This is a genomic window from Mesorhizobium sp. P2_E7 (assembly GCF_056403855.1).
Window position 1 is genome coordinate 3088507 of sequence record NZ_JBFUER010000001.1, and the last position, 17566, is coordinate 3106072.

A 17566-nucleotide genomic window follows, 5' to 3' on the forward strand; every position below is an offset into this window, starting at 1 on the left:
GTTTTCGTACAGCGTATATAATTTAGCCAACACCCACCCCATGAAGGCAGACTCACGTGCCGCTGAGCGTCCAGAAACGCCGCGAAAAACAAAAGGCCGAACTGCGTTCCGAGCTGCTCGACGCAGCCCACAAGCTCGTCAAGGAAGAAGGCTATGAGGGCCTCACCATCCGCAAGCTGGCCAACCGGGTGGGCTATGCCCCGATGTCGGTCTATTCCTATTTCGCCGACAAGCAGGACATTCTGTTTGCGCTGGCCGAGGATGCGTTCGAAACACTTGCCCGCAACATCGAGGCGCACCCCTCCGACGATCCGATCGAGGCGCTGAAGGCAGTGATGACCGAGTATGCCGCCTTCGGGCTCGGCAACCCCAACGAATACCGCACCGTCTTCATGACTGAAAAGACCAAGCTGCCGGAGGGCAGAAGCTATGAGGACATGGAGGAGGGCAACCCGGCGATGAAAGCGCTGATCTCCAGGGTCGAGGCCTGCGTCGCCGCCGGCAAATTGCACGGCGATGCGCGTGCCATCGCCACAATGCTGTGGGCGGTCGGCCACGGCACCATCTCGTTGCTGATCACCTTTCCGTTCTACCCCTTTGGCGATCCGCAGGCTTTCGTCAGGCGGATGTGCGATTCCACCCTTGCCTCGCTCACCGCGCAGGACGTGCCACCGCTGACCAAGACCCCGGTCAACTGCTGAGCAGTTGGGTATCCCCCGCCCCTCCAATTGAACGTCCGGGCTGACAGCTTCGGCTGTGTCAGTACGCCGCGATTTTTGGCGTTCAAAAAAATTGTCGTACGTGTACGTTTTCTGACTTGAAAACCTGTTTCCTCGGGCGTATCTGTACATTGTATCGTACATGTACGAAAACAAATTACCCGATGGAGACTGACATGAACAAGATCCTTCTCGCTCTCGCCACCGTGCTGGCGCTCTCCGGCTCGGCCTTCGCTGCCAGCGGCAACCACTCGGCCAAGCAGGCCCCGGCTGCCACCTGCGTCGACACCACGACCAATGCCAAGCTCGATTGCAGCGTGACCGGCTCGGTCGAAAAGTCGGACGTCAAGGCCAAGGGCCCGCGCCTCGGCATCGAGATCGACCCGTGGATCGTGCCGAGCACGTTCTAAATTGAGCTCGACCACCGAACGGCACAACGACTAAGGGCGGCAGGACAATCCCGACCGCCCATTTTCCCCCGGCGAATGCCGCGGTTTTCCTGAGTTCAAGCCTAAGCGTCGCGGAACGGACTATGTCTTGCGCGGCTTTCGTCCCGGCACGGTCTTGGCCTTGCCTGGCCTCGCCGGAGCGCCGGAGATGGAGGTCGCGGTGATCGACACCGGGTCGCTGGCCGGGAACGTGTCCTCGAGACCTTCCTCAAGCTCCTCTTCGGCACTCACCTCGCGATGCTGCTCATGTTCGAGCGAGCGTACCGCCGACGTCTTCTTGATCGGTGATTTTGGCGTGGCTTTCGGCGGCATGGCGGCTCTCCCTCGACAGGCGGAAGCAGAACGAGCCCGCGCGGCAGACGTTCCCGGAGCAATCCGAAAAGGATTGCTCTACGCCGCCGCGTCGCTGGCTGCCTCCGACAGGAAAGTAAAGACATAGTCCGAGAAGGAACGCCAGCACTCGACCCGGAAGGCGTCGGCTGCGGTGCGCAGCAGCACGATCTCGCACTTGCCGAGAATGGTGCGCGAGGCCGCGCCCACCGGAAAAGCCTCCAGCGACAGGTCCTGCGGGCAGCCCGCATTGATCGCAGCAGCCGCCGCCGGGCCAGTAACGGCAAAGGCGACGTTGCGATGCGAGATGCCGACCGCCGAATGCAGCGCGGCCGCCTTGGCGCAGTCGGCGAGCGGATCCTTTCCGGCCTCGTCGATCACAAACCATTCGTCCGGCCCGAGCCACAGCGCGGTGCGGCCAGCCTTGGTCGCCGAGCTCTTCGGCTGCTTCGGCAAGGTCAGCCCGAGCGCCTTCGACAGCGCAGCAACAGAAACCACAGGCGCGCGCAACGACATCCGCTCCGCCGGCGGCAGCACCTCGACCTTCACGTTCTTCGCCGACACGCTGCGCCCGGCCTGCGCCGGACGGCGCTCAGCCGACGATGCGTTTGCTTTCACAGCAGCCTTAGCCATTGAGGCGCCCTCCCGTTTCGTCGAAGAACACCATGCCGGTGACCTCCACCTCGATCACGCCGTTCGGCATCGGCACGTAGAGCGTCTCGCCCATCCGGTCGCGGCCGCCGGCGACCAGCGCCAGCGCGATCGAGCGGCCGCAATTTTCCGACCAGTAGCTCGAGGTGACATGGCCGATCATCTTCATCGGGATCGCCTGCTTCGGATCGGCGACGATCTGTGCGCCCTCCTCCAGCACCACTTTCGGGTCCTTGGTTTTCAGACCGACCAGCTGCTTGCGGCCCTTGGCGACAAGGTCCGGCCGCGTCAGGCCGCGAATGCCGACGAAGTCGGTCTTCTTCTTGCCGACCGCCCAGTCGAGCCCGGCATCGTTCGGCGTTACCGTGCCGTCTGTGTCCTGGCCGACGATGATGTAGCCCTTTTCGGCGCGCAGCACGTGCATCGCCTCGGTGCCATAGGCGGCGGCGCCATGCTTCTGGCCTTCGGCCCACAGCGCTTCCCAGACGGCCTGGCCGTAATCGGCCGGCACATTGACTTCGAAGCCGCGCTCGCCGGTGAACGACATGCGGAACAGCCTGGTCGGCACGCCGCAGATCTTGCCTTCGCGCACCGACATATGCGGCAGCGCCTCATCCGACATGTCGATGCCTTCGACCAGCGGCGCGATGATGTCGCGCGACTTCGGCCCCTGCACCGCGATGACAGCCCACTGCTCGGTGATCGAGGTCAGCCAGACGTTCAGATGCGGGAACTCGGTCTGGAGATAGTCCTCCATGTGGTTCATGACGCGCGGGGCACCGCCGGTCGTCGTCGTCACATGAAAACGGTCCGGCGCCAGCCGGCCGACGACGCCGTCATCATAGATGAAGCCGTCCTCGCGCAGCATGATGCCATAGCGGCAGCGGCCGGGCTCCAGCTTCTCCCACGCATTGGTATAGAGCAGCTCCATGAACTTGGCCGCATCCGGCCCGACGACTTCGATCTTGCCCAGCGTCGAAGCGTCGAACAGGCCGGCATTGCTGCGCACCGCGACGCATTCGCGGTCGACCGCGGCATGCATGTCCTCGCCGCCCTTGGGGAAATACCAGGCGCGCTTCCACTGGCCGACATCCTCGAACACGGCACCTTGCGCTTCGGCCCATGGATGGATCGCTGTCTTTCGCGTCGGGTCGAACAGCGGCCCGCGCGAATGGCTGACGATCGCGCCGAAGGTCACCGGCGTATAGGGCGCGCGGAAGGTGGTCAGGCCGACCTCGGGGATCGGCTTGCCCAGCGTCTCGGCGGCAATGGCCAGGCCGTGCATGTTGGACGTCTTGCCCTGGTCGGTCGCCATGCCGTTGGTGGTGAAGCGCTTGACGTGCTCGATCGAGCGCATGCCTTCATGCACCGCCTGGCGGATGTCCTTGGCGGTGACGTCGTTCTGGAAATCGACGAAGGCCTTGACCGTCTTGTCCGGCCCGGCGCCGGGCGCCGCGCCCAGCATGCCGCGTGACCAGCTTTCCGAGGTATCGACCTTCGGCTTCGTGCCCTTGGCGGTTTTCGCACCAGTGTCTTTCGCCGCCTTGGCGCCAGCAGCATAGGCTTCGTCGATACTCGCCGACAGACCGTCCGTGCCGTTGCAGGCGCCGACCGACACGCAGTCCTGAGCATAGGTGCCCGGCACGAAGCGCTTGGTCTCGTCGTTGAAGGCGACCTTGCCGCGCGACTGCGAGAACAGATGCACCGAGGGCGTCCACCCGGCCGACATCAGGATGGCGTCGACGGGAATGGTGCGCTCGCCGCCGCCATTCTTTGGCTGCACGGTCATCGAGGTCACGCGCAATTTGCCACCGGCGCGGATCACCGCGCGGCCGAAATTGATCTCGATGCCGAGCGCCCTCGCCTCGTCGATCACTGGTCCGGTCGGATGGTCGCGCAGATCGACGATCGCAGCGATGTTGACGCCGGCCTTCTTCAGGTCGATCGCCGCCGCGTAAGCCGAGTCGTTGGCGGTGTAGACGCCGACATTTTTGCCGACCGCCACGCCATAATGGTTGAGATAGATGCGCGCCGCCGAGGCCAGCATGATGCCGGGCCGGTCATTGTCGGCAAACACCATGTGGCGCTCGATCGAGCCTGTCGCCAGCACCACGCGCTTGGCGCGGACCTGCCACAGCCGCTCGCGCGGCACATCGTGGCCGGGGCTTTGCAGATGGTCGCTGACGCGCTCGACCAGGGCGACGAAATTCTGTGCGTAGTAGCCGAAGGCCGTCGTGCGTGACAGCACGCGGACATTGTCCATGCCCTTGAGCTTCACGATCGCCGCTTGCGCCCAGGCATAGCCGTCCTGGCCATCGATCTTCGCGCCGGTCTCGAAGCGCAGGCTGCCGCCGAAATCCGCCTGCTCGTCGGCGAGGATGACGCGCGCGCCGGTTTCGGCAGCGGCAAGCGCCGCCGTAATTCCGGCCGCACCACCGCCCAGCACCAGCACGTCGCAATGCGCATAGCGCGACGAATAATGGTCGGGATCGGGCTTGTCGGGAGAAACGCCGAGGCCTGCAGCAGCGCGGATCTTCGGCTCGTACAGGCTCTTCCACGCCGCCTTCGGCCACATGAAGGTCTTGTAGTAGAAACCGGCCGAAAACAGCGGCGATGCAATGTCGTTGACCGCGCCGACGTCGAAGGCGAGCGAGGGCCAGCGGTTCTGCGAGCTCGCGATGAGCCCGTCATAGAGCTCCTGCACCGTGGCGCGGATGTTCGGCGCCTTGCGCGCGTCGTCACGCTTGACCTCGACCAGCGCATTGGGCTCTTCCGCGCCGGCGGACAGGAAGCCGCGGGGACGGTGATATTTGAATGAGCGGCCGACCAGATGGACGCCATTGGCCAGCAACGCCGAGGCCAGCGTGTCGCCCTCGATGCCGGTATAGGACTGGCCGTCGAAGCTGAAGCGCGCCGTCTTGGCCTGGCTGAGCCGGCCGGCGCTCGGAATACGGAACGCGCCGCTCATTTGGAAGCCATTTCGTTGGAGTTTTTGGGCAGCTTAGACGGCTTCGGCTCGCCGGCTTTGTAAGTCATGACAAACTTGTCGGTGACGGTGTCGCGCACCGCGTTGAAGAAACGCGCGCAGCCGTGAATGTGGCGCCAACGCTCATAGATGATGCCCTTGGGGTTGGAGCGGATGAAGAAGAACTTTTCGAAGTCGTCGTCGCTCTCGCCCGCCATGTTGGCCGAGCGCGCAATATGCGCCTCGCCGGCGTTGCGGAACTCGAGCTCCGGGCGCTCTTCCTCGCAATAGGGGCAGCGGATGAGAAGCATCTGTTTGGTCCTAAAATTCGCGGTGGCCGATGGCCGGTTGGTCGCAAAGCCTCTTGGCAGCCATCAGTGCGCCACCGCCGCCGCCGCTGCCTCGTCGATGAGGCGGCCGGTGCGGAAGCGCTCGATGGTGAAGGGCGCGTTGATCGGATGCGGATCGTCCTTGGCAATGGTGTGGGCAAAGACATGGCCAGAGCCTGGCGTCGCCTTGAAGCCGCCCGTGCCCCAGCCGCAGTTGACGTAGAGGCCGGGCACCGGCGTCTTGGCCAGGATCGGCGAGCGGTCGGGCGTGACGTCGACGATGCCGCCCCAGGAACGCAGCATCTTCATGCGGGTGAAGATCGGGAACATCTCGCAGATGGCGTCCAGCGTGTGCTGCAAGATGTGCAGGCCGCCGGTCTGCGAATAGGAGACATACTGGTCGGTGCCGGCGCCGATCACCAGCTCGCCCTTGTCGGACTGCGAGATGTAGGCGTGCACCGTGTTCGACATCACCACGCACGGCACCACCGGCTTGACCGGCTCCGACACCAGCGCCTGCAGCGGATAGCTCTCCAGCGGCATGCGCACGCCGGCCATGTTCATGATGACCGAGGAATGGCCCGCAGCCACCACGCCGACCTTTTTCGCACCGATGAAGCCGCGCGTCGTGTCGACGCCCATGACCGCGCCATTGGCGGCGCGCTTGACCCCGGTGACTTCGCAATTCTGGATGATGTGGACGCCGCGCGCCGAGGCACCGCGCGCATAGCCCCAGGCGACCGCATCGTGGCGCGCCGTGCCGCCGCGCCGCTGGAGCGCTGCGCCGACGACGGGATAACGCGCCTGCTTCGAAATGTTGAGCGGCGGGCAGAATTCCTTGGCCTGCTCCGGCGTCAGCCATTCATTGTCGATGCCGTTGAGGCGGTTGGCGTGCACATGGCGCTTCAGCACCTGGATGTCGTGCACATTGTGCGCCAGCATCATGACGCCGCGCGCCGAATACATGACGTTGTAGTTGAGCTCCTGGGAGAGCCCATCCCACAGCTTCAGCGCATGGTCATAGATGCCCGCGCTCTCGTCATAGAGATAGTTGGAGCGGATGATGGTGGTGTTGCGGCCGGTGTTGCCGCCGCCGAGCCAGCCCTTTTCCAGCACCGCGACATTGGTGATGCCGTGCACGGTGGCGAGATAATAGGCGGTGGCCAGGCCATGGCCGCCGGCGCCGACGATGATGACGTCGTATTCCTTCTTCGGCTCCGGCGAGGACCATTGTTCCTCCCAGCCCTTGTGGCCGCGCATAGCCTCGCGGGCGATGGCGAATACCGAATATTTTTTCAACGTTCCAGCCTCGCAAATGGCGGCAGGGCATTCACTCGGCCCCTGCGCGCGAGGTGTATCACTAGCGAAACAGCGCTTCCACCCTTGCGCTGTTTGCGACGGCGCTTGCCGTTTTGCGCCGTGGTGGAAAAGACCGGCCCGGACTGGCAGCCAAGGTTACGTTCGGCCACACTGGCGGTCGCGAGACTCTGGAGGACAAATATGGGCAACGCCTGGTGGAATCTGACGTTGCGCTTCCTGCTGGAACTTGCCGCTTTGCTTGGTCTCGGCATCGCCAGTTGGAGCCTCTCTGGCGGATGGTGGCGCTGGCTCCTCGCTCTGACCTTGCCGCTCATTGCAGCCGCGCTGTGGGGAACCTTCGCGGTGCGCGACGACCCAAGCCGGTCAGGTCGTGCGCCGGTGCCTGTGCCGGGTGCGGTGCGGCTGGTGTTAGAACTGGCGATCCTGTTTGGCGGTGCTGCCGGATTCTGTGCCGCCGACTACACCACCACGGGCATCATTATGACGCTCCTCATCGCCATCAGCTACGCATTTTCGCTCGACCGCCTCAACTGGCTGCTGAAGCAATAGTCAGGGCGGCTGTACCGCCATCATTCAGTTCAGCAAACCGAACAGTGCGCACGTATCGGGTGGCTCGCGCCGCCCCAGGCTGCGATTACCCATCCCGATTGCCGGCGCTGCTGGCGAAGAAAAGGATGTAAGAAAATGTTCGCACTCGCCAACAAGGTCGCCATCGTCACCGGCGCCAGTTCCGGCATCGGCCGCGCCACCGCGAAACTCTTTGCCGAGGAAGGCGCCAAGGTCGTGGTCGCCGCCCGTCGCCAGGCCGAGCTTGAGGCGCTGGTGGCTGAAATCGAGGACGCCGACGGCACGGCCATCGCGCTTGCCGGCGACGTCACCGACGAGGCCTATGCAAAAGCGCTTGTCGATCTGGCTGTCGAAAAATTCGGTGGGCTCGATATCGCCTTCAACAATGTCGGCGCTGTCGGCCCAATGGGTCCGATTTCGGACCTGTCGCTCAAGGGCTGGCGCGAGACGCTCGATGCCAATCTGACCAGCGCCTTTCTCGGCGCCAAATATCAGGTGCCGGCCATGGTCGAACGTGGTGGCGGGTCGCTGATCTTCACCTCCACTTTCGTCGGCCACACCGTCGGCATGCCCGGCATGACCAGCTATGCCGCCAGCAAGGCCGGGCTGATCGGGCTGACGCAGGTCCTGGCCGCCGAATACGGCGCCAAAGGCGTGCGGGTCAACGCGCTGGTGCCGGGCGGCACCGACACGCCGGCAAGCATCACCAACGCACCGGACGCCGGCCCTGAAGTGCTGGCCTTCGTCGAAGGGCTGCATGCGCTGAAGCGTATTGCGCAGCCGCAGGAGATCGCCCGCGCGGCGCTCTTCCTGGCGTCGGACGCCTCAAGCTTCACCACCGGATCGGCGCTGTTTGCCGATGGCGGCGTCTCGATCACCCGGACGTGAAGCATTTCGCGGTCATCGCCCGCGCTGATCAGCCATAGAGCCTCAAACCGGACTTGCTTTTTCGACCCGATTTGGCGATTCCGTTTTTTGTCGAAACGGGTCTTCTTGCCAAACAGGTCCTGGAACCATGCTGCTGATCAGAACCTATGTCGCCCAGAGCGCAATCGAAGGCGTCGGCGTGTTCGCTGCCGAGCCGATCAAAAAGGGCGCCTCGATCTGGCGGCTCGATCCGGATTTCGACCGGCTGATCCCGATGGACAGATACGAAGCGGCCCCTCCGCATCTCCGCGAACTGCTCGACCGCTACGCCTATCCGAGCCCGGACCGCCCCGGCTTCATGGTCTATGAGGTCGACAATGGCCGCTTCATGAACCATGCCGAGCGGCCGAACACCGACTTTTCACAATATGGCGGCGCCACCGCCACCCGCGACATCGCCGCCGGCGAGGAGATCACCTGCGACTACGGCGAATTCTTTGAAGATTTCGCCCGGCTTCACCTGGCCAGCGCCTGATTGGCGCCCTATCTCGAGGCGACCGTGGCAAATTGGCGGTTGTCCTTCATTTCGAGTGTGGACAGCGCGGCCTGATTCTGCTATCAGCCGCCACAATTCGTGGTGTAAATCGCCGCGGAGGCATGTGGCTATGGCCGCTTGCCTGTTGATATCAAACCCGAAAGACAGGATTGCCCGTGCAGGTACTCGTCCGCGACAATAACGTTGATCAGGCGCTTCGCGCTCTCAAGAAGAAGATGCAGCGTGAAGGCATTTTCCGCGAAATGAAGATGCGCGGCCACTACGAGAAGCCTTCCGAGAAGCGCGCCCGTGAAAAGGCTGAAGCCGTTCGCCGCGCCCGCAAGCTGGCCCGCAAGCGCGCTCAGCGCGAAGGCCTGCTGCCGATGACGCCGCGCCCGGTTGCTGCCGGCGCCGCCGGTGGTCCTGGTGGTGCTCCGCGTCCGCCGCGGTTCTAACGCCAATTTTTCGTCCTTTTCGAAGGATATCAGAGGTGGCGCGATGCGGAATCGCCGCCACCTTTTTGTTTAGAGCGCCGCCTTTTTGTTAGAGGGCGTTCCCTTGAACGCGCAAACGACGCTCTAGATTTTGTTACGACAATCTGTGGACCCGGCCCGGAGGGGGACCTGGACTGAGCGACGCGACTGAAGTGAGGACAGGGCAGACATGAACGCAACCAGCGTAGAGCGCAGAACCACAATGCGCGGTTTCGCCCTGACGGCAGCCTTGCTCTCCGGCCTGGTGCTTGCCAGCTGCCAGAGCGTCCCGACCGGCGAGTTCAACAACATCGACAAGGCGCAAGGCTCGACCGAAAACATCTCCTCGCTGTCGGCGGTGATCCAGCGCAATCCGCAGGATCCGGAAGGCTACAATGTGCGCGGCTCGGCCTATGGCCGCGGCGGCCAGTACCAGGCGGCGCTGAAGGACTTCGACACCGCCATCCAGCTCAACCCGAATTTCTACCAGGCCTATTCGAACCGGGCGCTGATCCAGCGCTTCCTCGGCAATCAGGCCGCCGCCCTTGCCGACTACAACCGCTCGATCCAGATCAATTCGAACTATGACGCCGCCTATATCGGCCGCGGCAACCTCTACCGCAAGGCCGGCCAGACCCAGCAGGCCTTCAACGATTTCCAGAAGGCGATCCAGCTCGACACCACGGATGCCCGCGCCTACCACAATCGCGGCCTGATCTATCAGAGCCAGGGCCAGCACAAATTTGCCATCGAGGATTTCTCGACCGCCATCTCGCTGGCGCCGGATGCCGCCGAACCCTATAACGGCCGCGGCCTGTCCTATCTCGCCATGAACGACGAGGACAACGCTTTCTCCGACTTCAACATGGCCATCAAGCTCGACGGCAAGAACGCCGAGGCCTGGTCTAACCAGGCGCTGATCTATGAGCGCCGCGGCGACAAGGTCAAGGCATCGAAGGCCTACCGCGAAGCGGTTCACCTCGACCCGACCTACCAGCCGGCCAAGGACGGCCTGTCGCGCACCGCCACCGCCACCGCCGGCTGATACCCAGCCGGTTCGCCGCGCGAGTCGTCACCCGCAACGTTTTATCCATCAGTGTTCCCTTCCCTGTGCAGGTCGCCGCAAAGCGGCCCGCGCAGCAAAATCGCAATCTTTGCGTTCCAGAATGGAAGCCGGACCGCGACATCGGAACGGCACCGCGATGGATGAAAACGAACTCCTGATCAAGCAGCAGATCGCCTGGCTTGAAACCGCCTCTCCCGACGATTGGCATCGGGCTGTGCTCGACTTCAACTGGGATTGGGATATCGACCCGCTGCTCTGGATCGCCCGCCAGCCGCAATGCGACAAGGCCACGGCCTTGACCATGTTCTGGCTGGGGCAGCCGGCCTATTACCTCATCCTGGCGGCGGAGAATGGCGGAACGGACGATAGCTACGCCCCGGTATGGGAGATGCTGAAGTTCATTGCCCAGCGCATCAATGCCAATGGCTATGTCCGTTCGAAGATCGCCTTCGACGTCGATGATTTCATCGAGCAGGATTTTGAAGAGCTGGTCGAGAAAGCCGGTCAGCTCGCCCACTCGCCGCTGAAGCCGCATCCCGATATGCGCCGCGCCCTTCGCGGACGCCGGCCCGTCAACGACATCGACTTCTACCGGCGGTATCCCCAGGATTTGCACGGCACGGTGCTGGTCGATTTGCCGGACCCAGGCCCGCTGGACAAGGCCTGGTCGGCGCTCGGGCGCTTGTGGCGCCACTGAGCTTTGGCCGACACGCCCTCACCCAATCTTAACCACCGATGGCAAAGCGTTAACCCTTGCCTTGATCGCGCCAAGTTTTCGGCGGAACGCTCCGGGCCATTCAACCGTTGTTGAAGGCAATTTTCGAAAGGACTGACCCATGATCAAGAAAATCATCTGTGCCGCAGCGCTCGCCACGACGCTGTTTGCCGTTCCCGCTAGCGCCGGCAAGCTTCAACTCGGCACGCTCGATTGCACCATCGACGGTGGCGTCGGCTACGTCGTCACGTCGAACAAGGGCGTCGACTGCACCTTCCGCCCGTACCACCATGGACCGTCCGAGAAATACACGGGGATGATCTCCAAGCTCGGCGTCGATCTCGGTCAGACGCATCAGGGCCAGCTGGTTTGGGCAGTTCTGGCCGCCACCCGCGGCCATGACGAGGGCGACCTTGCCGGCCATTATTACGGCGTCAACGCCGAGGCGAGCGTCGTGACTGGCGGCGGCGCCAATCTGCTGGTCGGCGGCCTGGACGGCGCCTTTGTGCTGGAGCCGCTGAGCGTTCAGGCGCAGACCGGCGTCAACGTGGCGGTCGCCGTGACCTCGCTGGAACTGATCCACTCGTTCAAGTAAGCATCGGCAAATAAGGATCGACTGATCCCTCTACGTGCGGCGCGGAACAGGATACTGTTTCGCGCCGCATGCTTTTTGGGGGATCCGCCATGCTCAAGACCGTAGTCGCCGCCGCCATCGCCATTGCCTGGGCAGGACAGGCGCAAGCGCAGGACCAGGGCCTCGAACTCGGCGTGCTCGATTGCGCCATCGGCGGCGGCACCGGCTTCATCTTCGGCTCCAGCAAGGATCTGAGTTGCACCTTCACGCCTGCCGACGAGAGCTTCTCGCCGGAGGCCTATTTCGGTGCCGTCAACAAATACGGGCTCGACATCGGCACCACCAAGCAGACGGTCATGCAGTGGCTGGTGCTGACGCCGCTGAAGAACATCTATGCGCCGGGTGCGCTTGCGGGTGACTATGTCGGCGCCAGCGCCGAAGTGACGGCGGCGGTCGGCGCCGGCGCCAATCTCCTGGTCGGCGGTTCCTCGCAGGCCTTCACCCTGCAGCCGCTTAGCCTGCAGACCCAGACCGGCATCAACATCGCCATCGGCGTCAGCCAGTTCCAGCTGCGCAGCACCGAGAACTGATCGGTGAAAAAAGCCGCTTGAACTCAACCGTGGTTGAGGTTTTACAAGCCTGCCCTGCCTGAAACAGCGCGCATGGCCCCGCCGGAAACCCTTGCTGGCTTCTGGCGTCATGCGCCGACATAGAGATATGCAAGGCAGGGTAAAAAGAATGACTGACATCACCAGCAACAAAGTCGACTGGCGGGCATTGTGGGCAAGCGGCGACCTCGCGCGCTTCTGCTTCATCAGCCTCGGCATCCTGCTGCACGCCACCAACGAGACGATGGTGGCTACCGTCATGCCGGCCATGGTCGGCGACCTCGCCGGCGTGCAGTTCGTCGGCTGGTCGCTGGCCGTCTATGAGCTCGGCGCCATCGTCGCCGGTGCTGCCGCCGGGCGCATGGTCAGCTATGTCGCTCTGCGCTCCAACGTCACGGTCGCCGCTTTGCTCTACGCCGCCGGCGCGCTGATCTGCGCCACAGCACCTTCCATGCCGGTGTTTCTCGCCGGCCGCCTGGTAGAGGGTCTCGGCGGCGGCGCGCTGGTGTCGCTGGCCTACGTCTCGGTCCAACGGCTGTTTGACCGCAACATCTGGCCGCAGTTGTTCGGCATCATGTCGGCGATCTGGGGCGTTGCCGCATTCAGCGGCCCAATGCTTGGCGCCATCATGGTCGAGCTGTTGTCCTGGCGCTGGGCTTTCGGCGTCTTCGTGCTGGGCGGCATCGCCATGGCGCTGGCGAGCTTCATCGTGCTGAACACGCCGGAAGCGACAAAGCCGCAAGCCGCTGCCGGCACCTCGCCGCCCTTCCCCTATGCCGCGCTTGGCTGTCTCGCCATCGCCGTCATTTTGATCGCCACCGCCGGCGTCGACGTCGCCCTGCTGCGCTCGTCGCTGCTCTTGGTCCTCGGTCTCGCCGGCCTGGCGCTGTTCGTCTTCGTCGACGCCATGAAACCGCGCTCGCGGCTGTTTCCCTCGCAGCTGTTTTCGTGGCGCTCGCCGGTCGGCAGCGGCATGACCGTGGTCGCCGCCTTTTCGGTGGCGACGGTCTCCTTCTCGATCTACGGGCCGCTGCTTCTCACCACGCTGCACGGCATCCCGATCCTGACCACCGGCTACATCATCGCCGCCGAATCCATCGCCTGGTCGATCCTGTCGATTGCCGTCGCCAATGCGCCGCTGGAGCGTGAGCGGCAGATCATCGTCATCGGCGCGCTGATGATCGCATCCGGCCTCGCCGGTTTCGCATGGTCGATCCCGTCGGGATCGATCCCGCTGATCCTGGTCTGCGCCCTGCTGCAAGGCGGCGGCTTCGGCGTCACCTGGCCTTTCCTCACCCGCATCATCGTCGCCTCGGCTCGCGACGGTGAGCAGACCATCGCGTCGGCCGCAGTGCCGACCATGCAGCGCATCGGCTACGCCGTCGGCGCCGCCGTGGCCGGCATCATCGCCAATGCCAGCGGCTTCTCCGCGGGGCTCAACCGCGACGCCGCGGCCAGCGTCGCCGGCTGGCTGTTCCTCGCCTTCGTGCCGCTCGGCATTGTCGGCTGCCTGGCGGCGTTGAGGATGGCTTTGACGGCAAGCCGGCCACAATTGGCGGCAGGCTGAGACCATCGCCGCGATTGGCCGGTTACCTTCCTGACCGGCCACCAGACTCAAAGGGACGGAAGCACACTGCGGATGTGATTGGCGAACGCCTCCACCGCAGGGGAGCGCTCCGTATCGGCAACGGCAATCAGAATGCCAAGGCGCGGCAGTGGAGGCAGCGGCAGAATATGCAGGTCGGAGGGCACCGCCTCCTGCGCCATGACGCTGATCGCCAGGCCCGACCGCGCCACCGCGATCAAACCCGCAAGGCTGTTGCTGGCGTAGGCTATCTTGTAGCGCAGACCGGCGCGGGCCATGGCATCGCAAGCCGCCTTGTGGTCGACAGTGTTCGACGCCGACAGCGCCAGCGGAACGGTGTCGCCGAACCCATAGAGATCGAGCGCCTGCTTGCTGCCTACCCAGACCAGCCGTTCCGTGCGCACGACGCCTTGTGCATCGTCTGCATCCGAAACCAGCGCGAGATCGATCTGGCGCCCGTTGAGAAGCGTCCGCAATTCGACCGTCGGCGCCGAGACAACCTTGATCTCGACATCGGGATACATCGTCCCGAAACTCTTCAAGAGCGCGGGAAAGAAGGCGCTGAGATAATCTTCCGGACTGCCGAAAATGATCGAGCCGTGCAGGCCTTTTTCGGACAGTGCCGAGATCGCCTCGTCATGGAGTTTGAGAATGCGCTCGGCATAGGCGAGGAAGCGCTCGCCGCTGCCGGTCAACCGCACACCACTGCCGCTGCGATGAAACAGGTTTTGGCCGAGCGCCTCCTCAAGCCGCTGTATCTGCATGGTCACGGCCGACTGCGTGCGGCCGACCTGTATGGCGACCGCGCTCAGCGTTCCCGAATGGGCCGCGCGCACGAAGGTCGCCAGCAGCTTGAGATCGAGCGGAGCCTGCATATCAATTCCGTTGATATCGGAATCCGATTACTATCAATTTTACTGCATCCGCGCCATCGGCTACTTTTTCCTCCTCAACGGTTTGATGGAGCTGCGGCATGTCGAAAAACGCGGATCGCGAATTCTGGGCTGCGGCGCAGAAGCACCTGATACGCTATGGTGGCAGCTTCGAACCGGCCATCATCGAGCGTGCGGCGGGCTCCTTCGTCTACGATGCCGACGACAGGCCGATCCTCGACTTCACCTCCGGCCAGATGAGCGCGCTGCTCGGCCATTCCCACCCCAGGATCGTTTCGGCGGTGACCCGCCAGGTCGAAAAGGTAGCCCACCTCTTCAGCGGCATGCTGTCGCGACCGGTTGTCGAGCTTGCCGAACGGCTGGCGGCACTTGCGCCGGGGCTCGACCGGGTCATGCTGCTTTCGACGGGCGCGGAATCGAATGAAGCCGCGATCCGCATGGCAAAGCTGGTGACCGGCAAGCACGAGGTCGTCGCCTTCTCGAAGAGCTGGCACGGCATGACCGGGGCAGCCGCTTCCGCGACCTACAGCGCAGGCCGCAAGGGCTACGGGCCGGCCGCGGTCGGATCGCTCGCCATCCCCGCCCCCAACAGTTTCCGGCCGCGCTTCAGGAATGCCGACGGCTCGCTGGATTGGCTGACTGAACTCGACGACGCCTTCGATCTCGTCGATAGCCAGTCGACCGGAAGTCTGGCGGCCTTTGTCGCCGAGCCGATCCTGTCCAGCGGCGGCATACTGGAATTGCCACACGGATATCTGGCAGCGCTCAAGCAGAAGTGCCGCGAGCGCGGCATGCTGCTCATCCTCGACGAAGCGCAGACCGGCATCGGCCGCACCGGCGATATGTTCGCCTTCCAAAGGGACGGCGTCACCCCCGACATTCTCACTCTGTCCAAGACCATCGGCGCCGGCCTGCCGCTGTCGGCCGTGATGACGACAGCCGACATCGAAGACGCCGCGCATGAAAAAGGCTTCCTGTTCTACACCACGCATGTCTCCGACCCGCTGCCGGCCGCTGTCGGCCTCGCCGTGCTCGATGTGGTGGAACAGGAAAAACTGGTCGACCGCGCCCGGCATATGGGCGCGAAATTGTTCGACGGGCTGTCGCGGCTGAAGCAGCGGCATGACTGTGTCGGCGACGTGCGTGGTCGCGGCCTGCTGCTCGGCGTCGAGATCGTCAAGGACGGCAAGGAGCCGGACCACCAGCTCGGCGCCGCGATCGCGGCGGAAGCGTTCCGGCGCGGGCTCAGCATGAACATCGTCAAGCTGCCCGGCATGGGCGGCGTCTTCCGCATCGCCCCGCCACTGACCATCTCCGAACAAGAACTGGATCTTGGCTTGCGGATCATCTCGGAGTCGATCGAAGCCGGGCTTGCAGCCAGCGCTCCCGGCATCGCCGCGGAGTGAGCCGGGCGGCCGGGCTGCCGCTCAGACGACGATAGTCTTCAGCCGTTCGGCGATCAGCGCGGCAAGCCGCGCCGCCACCTCGTCCTTGGTCATTTCCGGCCATTCCTCGACGCCTGACTTGGAGACGATGCGCACCTTGTTGCGGTCGCCGCCCATGACGCCGGTGGGACCGACGCCGCTTTCATGCGAGACGTCGTTGGCGACGATGAAATCGGCGCCCTTCTTCTTCAGCTTGGCCTCGGCATTCCGGATCAGATCCTGCGTCTCGGCGGCGAAGCCGACGACCAGTCCCGGCCGCTGCTTGTGATGACCGACGCCTGAGAGAATGTCGGGGTTTTCGACCATCTGCAGCGCCGGCGGCCCCTCGCCCGCCACCTTCTTGATCTTCTCGCCGGCGGCGCCGGCGGTGCGCCAGTCGGCGACCGCCGCGACGAACACAGCGGCATCGGCAGGAAGAAGCGCTTCGACGGCCGCTTTCATTTCAGCCGCGGTCTCGACATGCGTCGTCACAACGCTGGCCGGATCGGCAATGCTGACCGGGCCGGAGACGAGGCGCACATCGGCGCCCAGCCTCGCCAACGCTGCCGCAATCGCATGGCCCTGCTTGCCCGACGAGCGGTTGGCGATGTAGCGCACCGGATCGATCGGCTCATGCGTCGGCCCCGATGTGACGATGATCCTGCGGCCGGAGAGCGGCTTCGGCTTGCTGTCGAGCAGCGCCTCGATCACTGCCACGATCTCCAGCGGTTCGGCCATGCGGCCTTCGCCGGCCTCATTGCTTTCCGCCATCTCGCCTCTGGCCGGGCCGACAAAGGCAATGCCGTCCTTGGCGAGCGTCGCCCGGTTGCGGCGCGTCGCGGCATGCGCCCACATTTTCGGGTTCATCGCCGGCGCCATCAGCACTTTCTTGTCGGTGGCGAGCAGCACGGTCGATGCCAGGTCGTTGGCATGGCCGTTGGCGAGCTTGGCCATCAGATCGGCGGTGGCCGGCGCCACCACCAGAAGGTCGGCCTCGCGCGACAGCCTGATATGGCCGACATCGTGCTCGTCATTGCGGTCGAACAGGTCGGTAAAGACATGGTCGGCCGAAAGCGCGCCGACCGACAGCGTGGTGACGAATTCCTGCGCGGCCGCTGTCATCACCACACGCACCGCGGCACCGCGCTCGCGCAGCCGGCGGATCAGGTCGAGCGCCTTGTAGGCGGCAATGCCGCCGCCGATGATCAGCAGGATGCGCTTGGCCGAGAGGCTGCCACGCGGCTGGGTCTTGCTCACCGCAGCAACGACCGGTGCTGCCGGGCTGCGTGCAACAGCCAACTCCCGCAGCGTTTCTTCGATCCGCTCGATGCGACCGGAGGGGCCAAGCTGGCCCTCGACCGCGGCACGGATCATCACCCGCGCCTGCTCTTCCATCGAGCGGTCATTCTCTGCTGCGAGCTGCCGCAGCAGGTCTTTCACGTCATCGTCGAGATTGCGGATGGTGATGCTGGCCATATGATTGCACTCTGCTCGAC

Annotated in this window: 19 protein-coding genes; 12 read left to right on the forward strand and 7 right to left on the reverse strand. The window is 64.2% G+C overall.

Annotated features, from left to right (window positions below; genetic code table 11):
* Nucleotides 1-56 precede the first annotated feature (56 nt).
* Together AC1DYC_RS15155 and AC1DYC_RS15160 are read left to right on the forward strand one after the other, a co-directional pair.
* Nucleotides 57-701, forward strand: a complete 645-nt coding sequence (locus AC1DYC_RS15155; RefSeq protein ID WP_477407472.1) for a TetR/AcrR family transcriptional regulator — start codon at nt 57-59, stop codon at nt 699-701.
* Nucleotides 702-895: 194 nt separating this feature from the next.
* Nucleotides 896-1129, forward strand: coding sequence for a DUF680 domain-containing protein (locus tag AC1DYC_RS15160; RefSeq protein WP_477407474.1), 234 nt, complete (start codon nt 896-898; stop codon nt 1127-1129).
* Between the two features lie 120 nt (nt 1130-1249).
* Here the strand turns inward: AC1DYC_RS15160 and AC1DYC_RS15165 are convergent, their stop codons facing one another.
* From AC1DYC_RS15165 to AC1DYC_RS15185, 5 genes are all read right to left on the reverse strand, one after another.
* Nucleotides 1250-1480, reverse strand: a complete 231-nt coding sequence (locus AC1DYC_RS15165; protein WP_477407476.1) for a hypothetical protein — start codon at nt 1478-1480, stop codon at nt 1250-1252.
* Between the two features lie 78 nt (nt 1481-1558).
* Complete coding sequence (locus tag AC1DYC_RS15170) at nt 1559-2131, reverse strand: sarcosine oxidase subunit gamma (protein WP_477407478.1); 573 nt, start codon at nt 2129-2131, stop codon at nt 1559-1561.
* Nucleotides 2124-5117 carry a sarcosine oxidase subunit alpha gene (locus tag AC1DYC_RS15175; RefSeq protein ID WP_477407480.1) on the reverse strand — a complete coding sequence of 998 codons (2994 nt, stop codon included), beginning with the start codon at nt 5115-5117 and terminating at the stop codon, nt 2124-2126. The genes AC1DYC_RS15170 and AC1DYC_RS15175 overlap by 8 nt, the downstream gene beginning before the upstream one ends.
* Entirely contained in the window at nt 5114-5425 is a 312-nt protein-coding gene (locus tag AC1DYC_RS15180) for a sarcosine oxidase subunit delta (protein WP_023683197.1), read from the reverse strand. The genes AC1DYC_RS15175 and AC1DYC_RS15180 overlap by 4 nt, the downstream gene beginning before the upstream one ends.
* A 63-nt stretch (nt 5426-5488) precedes the next feature.
* Nucleotides 5489-6742 (reverse strand): sarcosine oxidase subunit beta, encoded by a 1254-nt coding sequence (locus tag AC1DYC_RS15185; RefSeq protein ID WP_436173424.1) that lies wholly within the window; start codon nt 6740-6742, stop codon nt 5489-5491.
* A gap of 201 nt (nt 6743-6943) precedes the next feature.
* Here AC1DYC_RS15185 and AC1DYC_RS15190 point away from each other — a divergent pair, with 201 nt between their 5' ends.
* From AC1DYC_RS15190 to AC1DYC_RS15230, 9 genes are all read left to right on the forward strand, one after another.
* Nucleotides 6944-7312: a YrdB family protein gene (locus AC1DYC_RS15190; RefSeq protein ID WP_477407482.1), complete on the forward strand. Its 369-nt coding sequence runs from the start codon at nt 6944-6946 to the stop codon at nt 7310-7312.
* Nucleotides 7313-7447: 135 nt separating this feature from the next.
* Nucleotides 7448-8218 carry an SDR family oxidoreductase gene (locus AC1DYC_RS15195; protein ID WP_477407484.1) on the forward strand — a complete coding sequence of 257 codons (771 nt, stop codon included), beginning with the start codon at nt 7448-7450 and terminating at the stop codon, nt 8216-8218.
* A 127-nt stretch (nt 8219-8345) separates the two neighbouring features.
* Entirely contained in the window at nt 8346-8732 is a 387-nt protein-coding gene (locus AC1DYC_RS15200) for an SET domain-containing protein-lysine N-methyltransferase (protein ID WP_112559216.1), read from the forward strand.
* 176 nt (nt 8733-8908) lie between these two features.
* Nucleotides 8909-9187, forward strand: coding sequence for a 30S ribosomal protein S21 (gene rpsU / locus AC1DYC_RS15205; RefSeq protein ID WP_023671138.1), 279 nt, complete (start codon nt 8909-8911; stop codon nt 9185-9187).
* Between the two features lie 208 nt (nt 9188-9395).
* Complete coding sequence (locus AC1DYC_RS15210) at nt 9396-10250, forward strand: tetratricopeptide repeat protein (protein ID WP_477407486.1); 855 nt, start codon at nt 9396-9398, stop codon at nt 10248-10250.
* A gap of 157 nt (nt 10251-10407) precedes the next feature.
* Nucleotides 10408-10968, forward strand: coding sequence for a DUF4274 domain-containing protein (locus AC1DYC_RS15215; RefSeq protein WP_477407488.1), 561 nt, complete (start codon nt 10408-10410; stop codon nt 10966-10968).
* A gap of 139 nt (nt 10969-11107) precedes the next feature.
* The gene (locus AC1DYC_RS15220; RefSeq protein WP_477303849.1) at nt 11108-11581 is read left to right on the forward strand and encodes a DUF992 domain-containing protein; all 474 of its coding nucleotides are present in this window, start codon (nt 11108-11110) and stop codon (nt 11579-11581) included.
* An 89-nt stretch (nt 11582-11670) separates the two neighbouring features.
* Complete coding sequence (locus AC1DYC_RS15225) at nt 11671-12150, forward strand: DUF992 domain-containing protein (RefSeq protein WP_477407490.1); 480 nt, start codon at nt 11671-11673, stop codon at nt 12148-12150.
* A 148-nt stretch (nt 12151-12298) separates the two neighbouring features.
* The gene (locus AC1DYC_RS15230; protein ID WP_477407492.1) at nt 12299-13735 is read left to right on the forward strand and encodes an MFS transporter; all 1437 of its coding nucleotides are present in this window, start codon (nt 12299-12301) and stop codon (nt 13733-13735) included.
* Nucleotides 13736-13782: 47 nt separating this feature from the next.
* On the opposite strand, the gene AC1DYC_RS15235 is transcribed toward AC1DYC_RS15230, so the two are convergent.
* Nucleotides 13783-14628, reverse strand: a complete 846-nt coding sequence (locus AC1DYC_RS15235) for a LysR family transcriptional regulator (RefSeq protein WP_477407494.1) — start codon at nt 14626-14628, stop codon at nt 13783-13785.
* Nucleotides 14629-14726: 98 nt separating this feature from the next.
* On the opposite strand from AC1DYC_RS15235, the gene AC1DYC_RS15240 reads away from it, so the two are divergent.
* Nucleotides 14727-16052, forward strand: a complete 1326-nt coding sequence (locus AC1DYC_RS15240; RefSeq protein WP_477407496.1) for an aspartate aminotransferase family protein — start codon at nt 14727-14729, stop codon at nt 16050-16052.
* A 21-nt stretch (nt 16053-16073) separates the two neighbouring features.
* Here the strand turns inward: AC1DYC_RS15240 and coaBC are convergent, their stop codons facing one another.
* Nucleotides 16074-17546, reverse strand: coding sequence for a bifunctional phosphopantothenoylcysteine decarboxylase/phosphopantothenate--cysteine ligase CoaBC (coaBC, locus tag AC1DYC_RS15245; RefSeq protein WP_477407498.1), 1473 nt, complete (start codon nt 17544-17546; stop codon nt 16074-16076).
* Nucleotides 17547-17566: the final 20 nt, after the last annotated feature.

What these genes read in the sequence shown, in the direction of transcription:
- AC1DYC_RS15195 (WP_477407484.1), top strand. Translation starts at nt 7,448, where the DNA reads ATGTTCGCACTCGCCAACAAGGTCGCCATCGTCACCGGCGCCAGTTCC.
- AC1DYC_RS15215 (WP_477407488.1), top strand. Translation starts at nt 10,408, where the DNA reads ATGGATGAAAACGAACTCCTGATCAAGCAGCAGATCGCCTGGCTTGAA.
- AC1DYC_RS15225 (WP_477407490.1), top strand. Translation starts at nt 11,671, where the DNA reads ATGCTCAAGACCGTAGTCGCCGCCGCCATCGCCATTGCCTGGGCAGGA.
- AC1DYC_RS15190 (WP_477407482.1), top strand. Translation starts at nt 6,944, where the DNA reads ATGGGCAACGCCTGGTGGAATCTGACGTTGCGCTTCCTGCTGGAACTT.
- AC1DYC_RS15170 (WP_477407478.1), bottom strand. Translation starts at nt 2,131, where the DNA reads ATGGCTAAGGCTGCTGTGAAAGCAAACGCATCGTCGGCTGAGCGCCGT.
- AC1DYC_RS15200 (WP_112559216.1), top strand. Translation starts at nt 8,346, where the DNA reads ATGCTGCTGATCAGAACCTATGTCGCCCAGAGCGCAATCGAAGGCGTC.
- AC1DYC_RS15165 (WP_477407476.1), bottom strand. Translation starts at nt 1,480, where the DNA reads ATGCCGCCGAAAGCCACGCCAAAATCACCGATCAAGAAGACGTCGGCG.
- AC1DYC_RS15175 (WP_477407480.1), bottom strand. Translation starts at nt 5,117, where the DNA reads ATGAGCGGCGCGTTCCGTATTCCGAGCGCCGGCCGGCTCAGCCAGGCC.
- coaBC (WP_477407498.1), bottom strand. Translation starts at nt 17,546, where the DNA reads ATGGCCAGCATCACCATCCGCAATCTCGACGATGACGTGAAAGACCTG.
- AC1DYC_RS15230 (WP_477407492.1), top strand. Translation starts at nt 12,299, where the DNA reads ATGACTGACATCACCAGCAACAAAGTCGACTGGCGGGCATTGTGGGCA.
- AC1DYC_RS15220 (WP_477303849.1), top strand. Translation starts at nt 11,108, where the DNA reads ATGATCAAGAAAATCATCTGTGCCGCAGCGCTCGCCACGACGCTGTTT.
- AC1DYC_RS15180 (WP_023683197.1), bottom strand. Translation starts at nt 5,425, where the DNA reads ATGCTTCTCATCCGCTGCCCCTATTGCGAGGAAGAGCGCCCGGAGCTC.
- AC1DYC_RS15240 (WP_477407496.1), top strand. Translation starts at nt 14,727, where the DNA reads ATGTCGAAAAACGCGGATCGCGAATTCTGGGCTGCGGCGCAGAAGCAC.
- AC1DYC_RS15210 (WP_477407486.1), top strand. Translation starts at nt 9,396, where the DNA reads ATGAACGCAACCAGCGTAGAGCGCAGAACCACAATGCGCGGTTTCGCC.
- AC1DYC_RS15235 (WP_477407494.1), bottom strand. Translation starts at nt 14,628, where the DNA reads ATGCAGGCTCCGCTCGATCTCAAGCTGCTGGCGACCTTCGTGCGCGCG.
- AC1DYC_RS15160 (WP_477407474.1), top strand. Translation starts at nt 896, where the DNA reads ATGAACAAGATCCTTCTCGCTCTCGCCACCGTGCTGGCGCTCTCCGGC.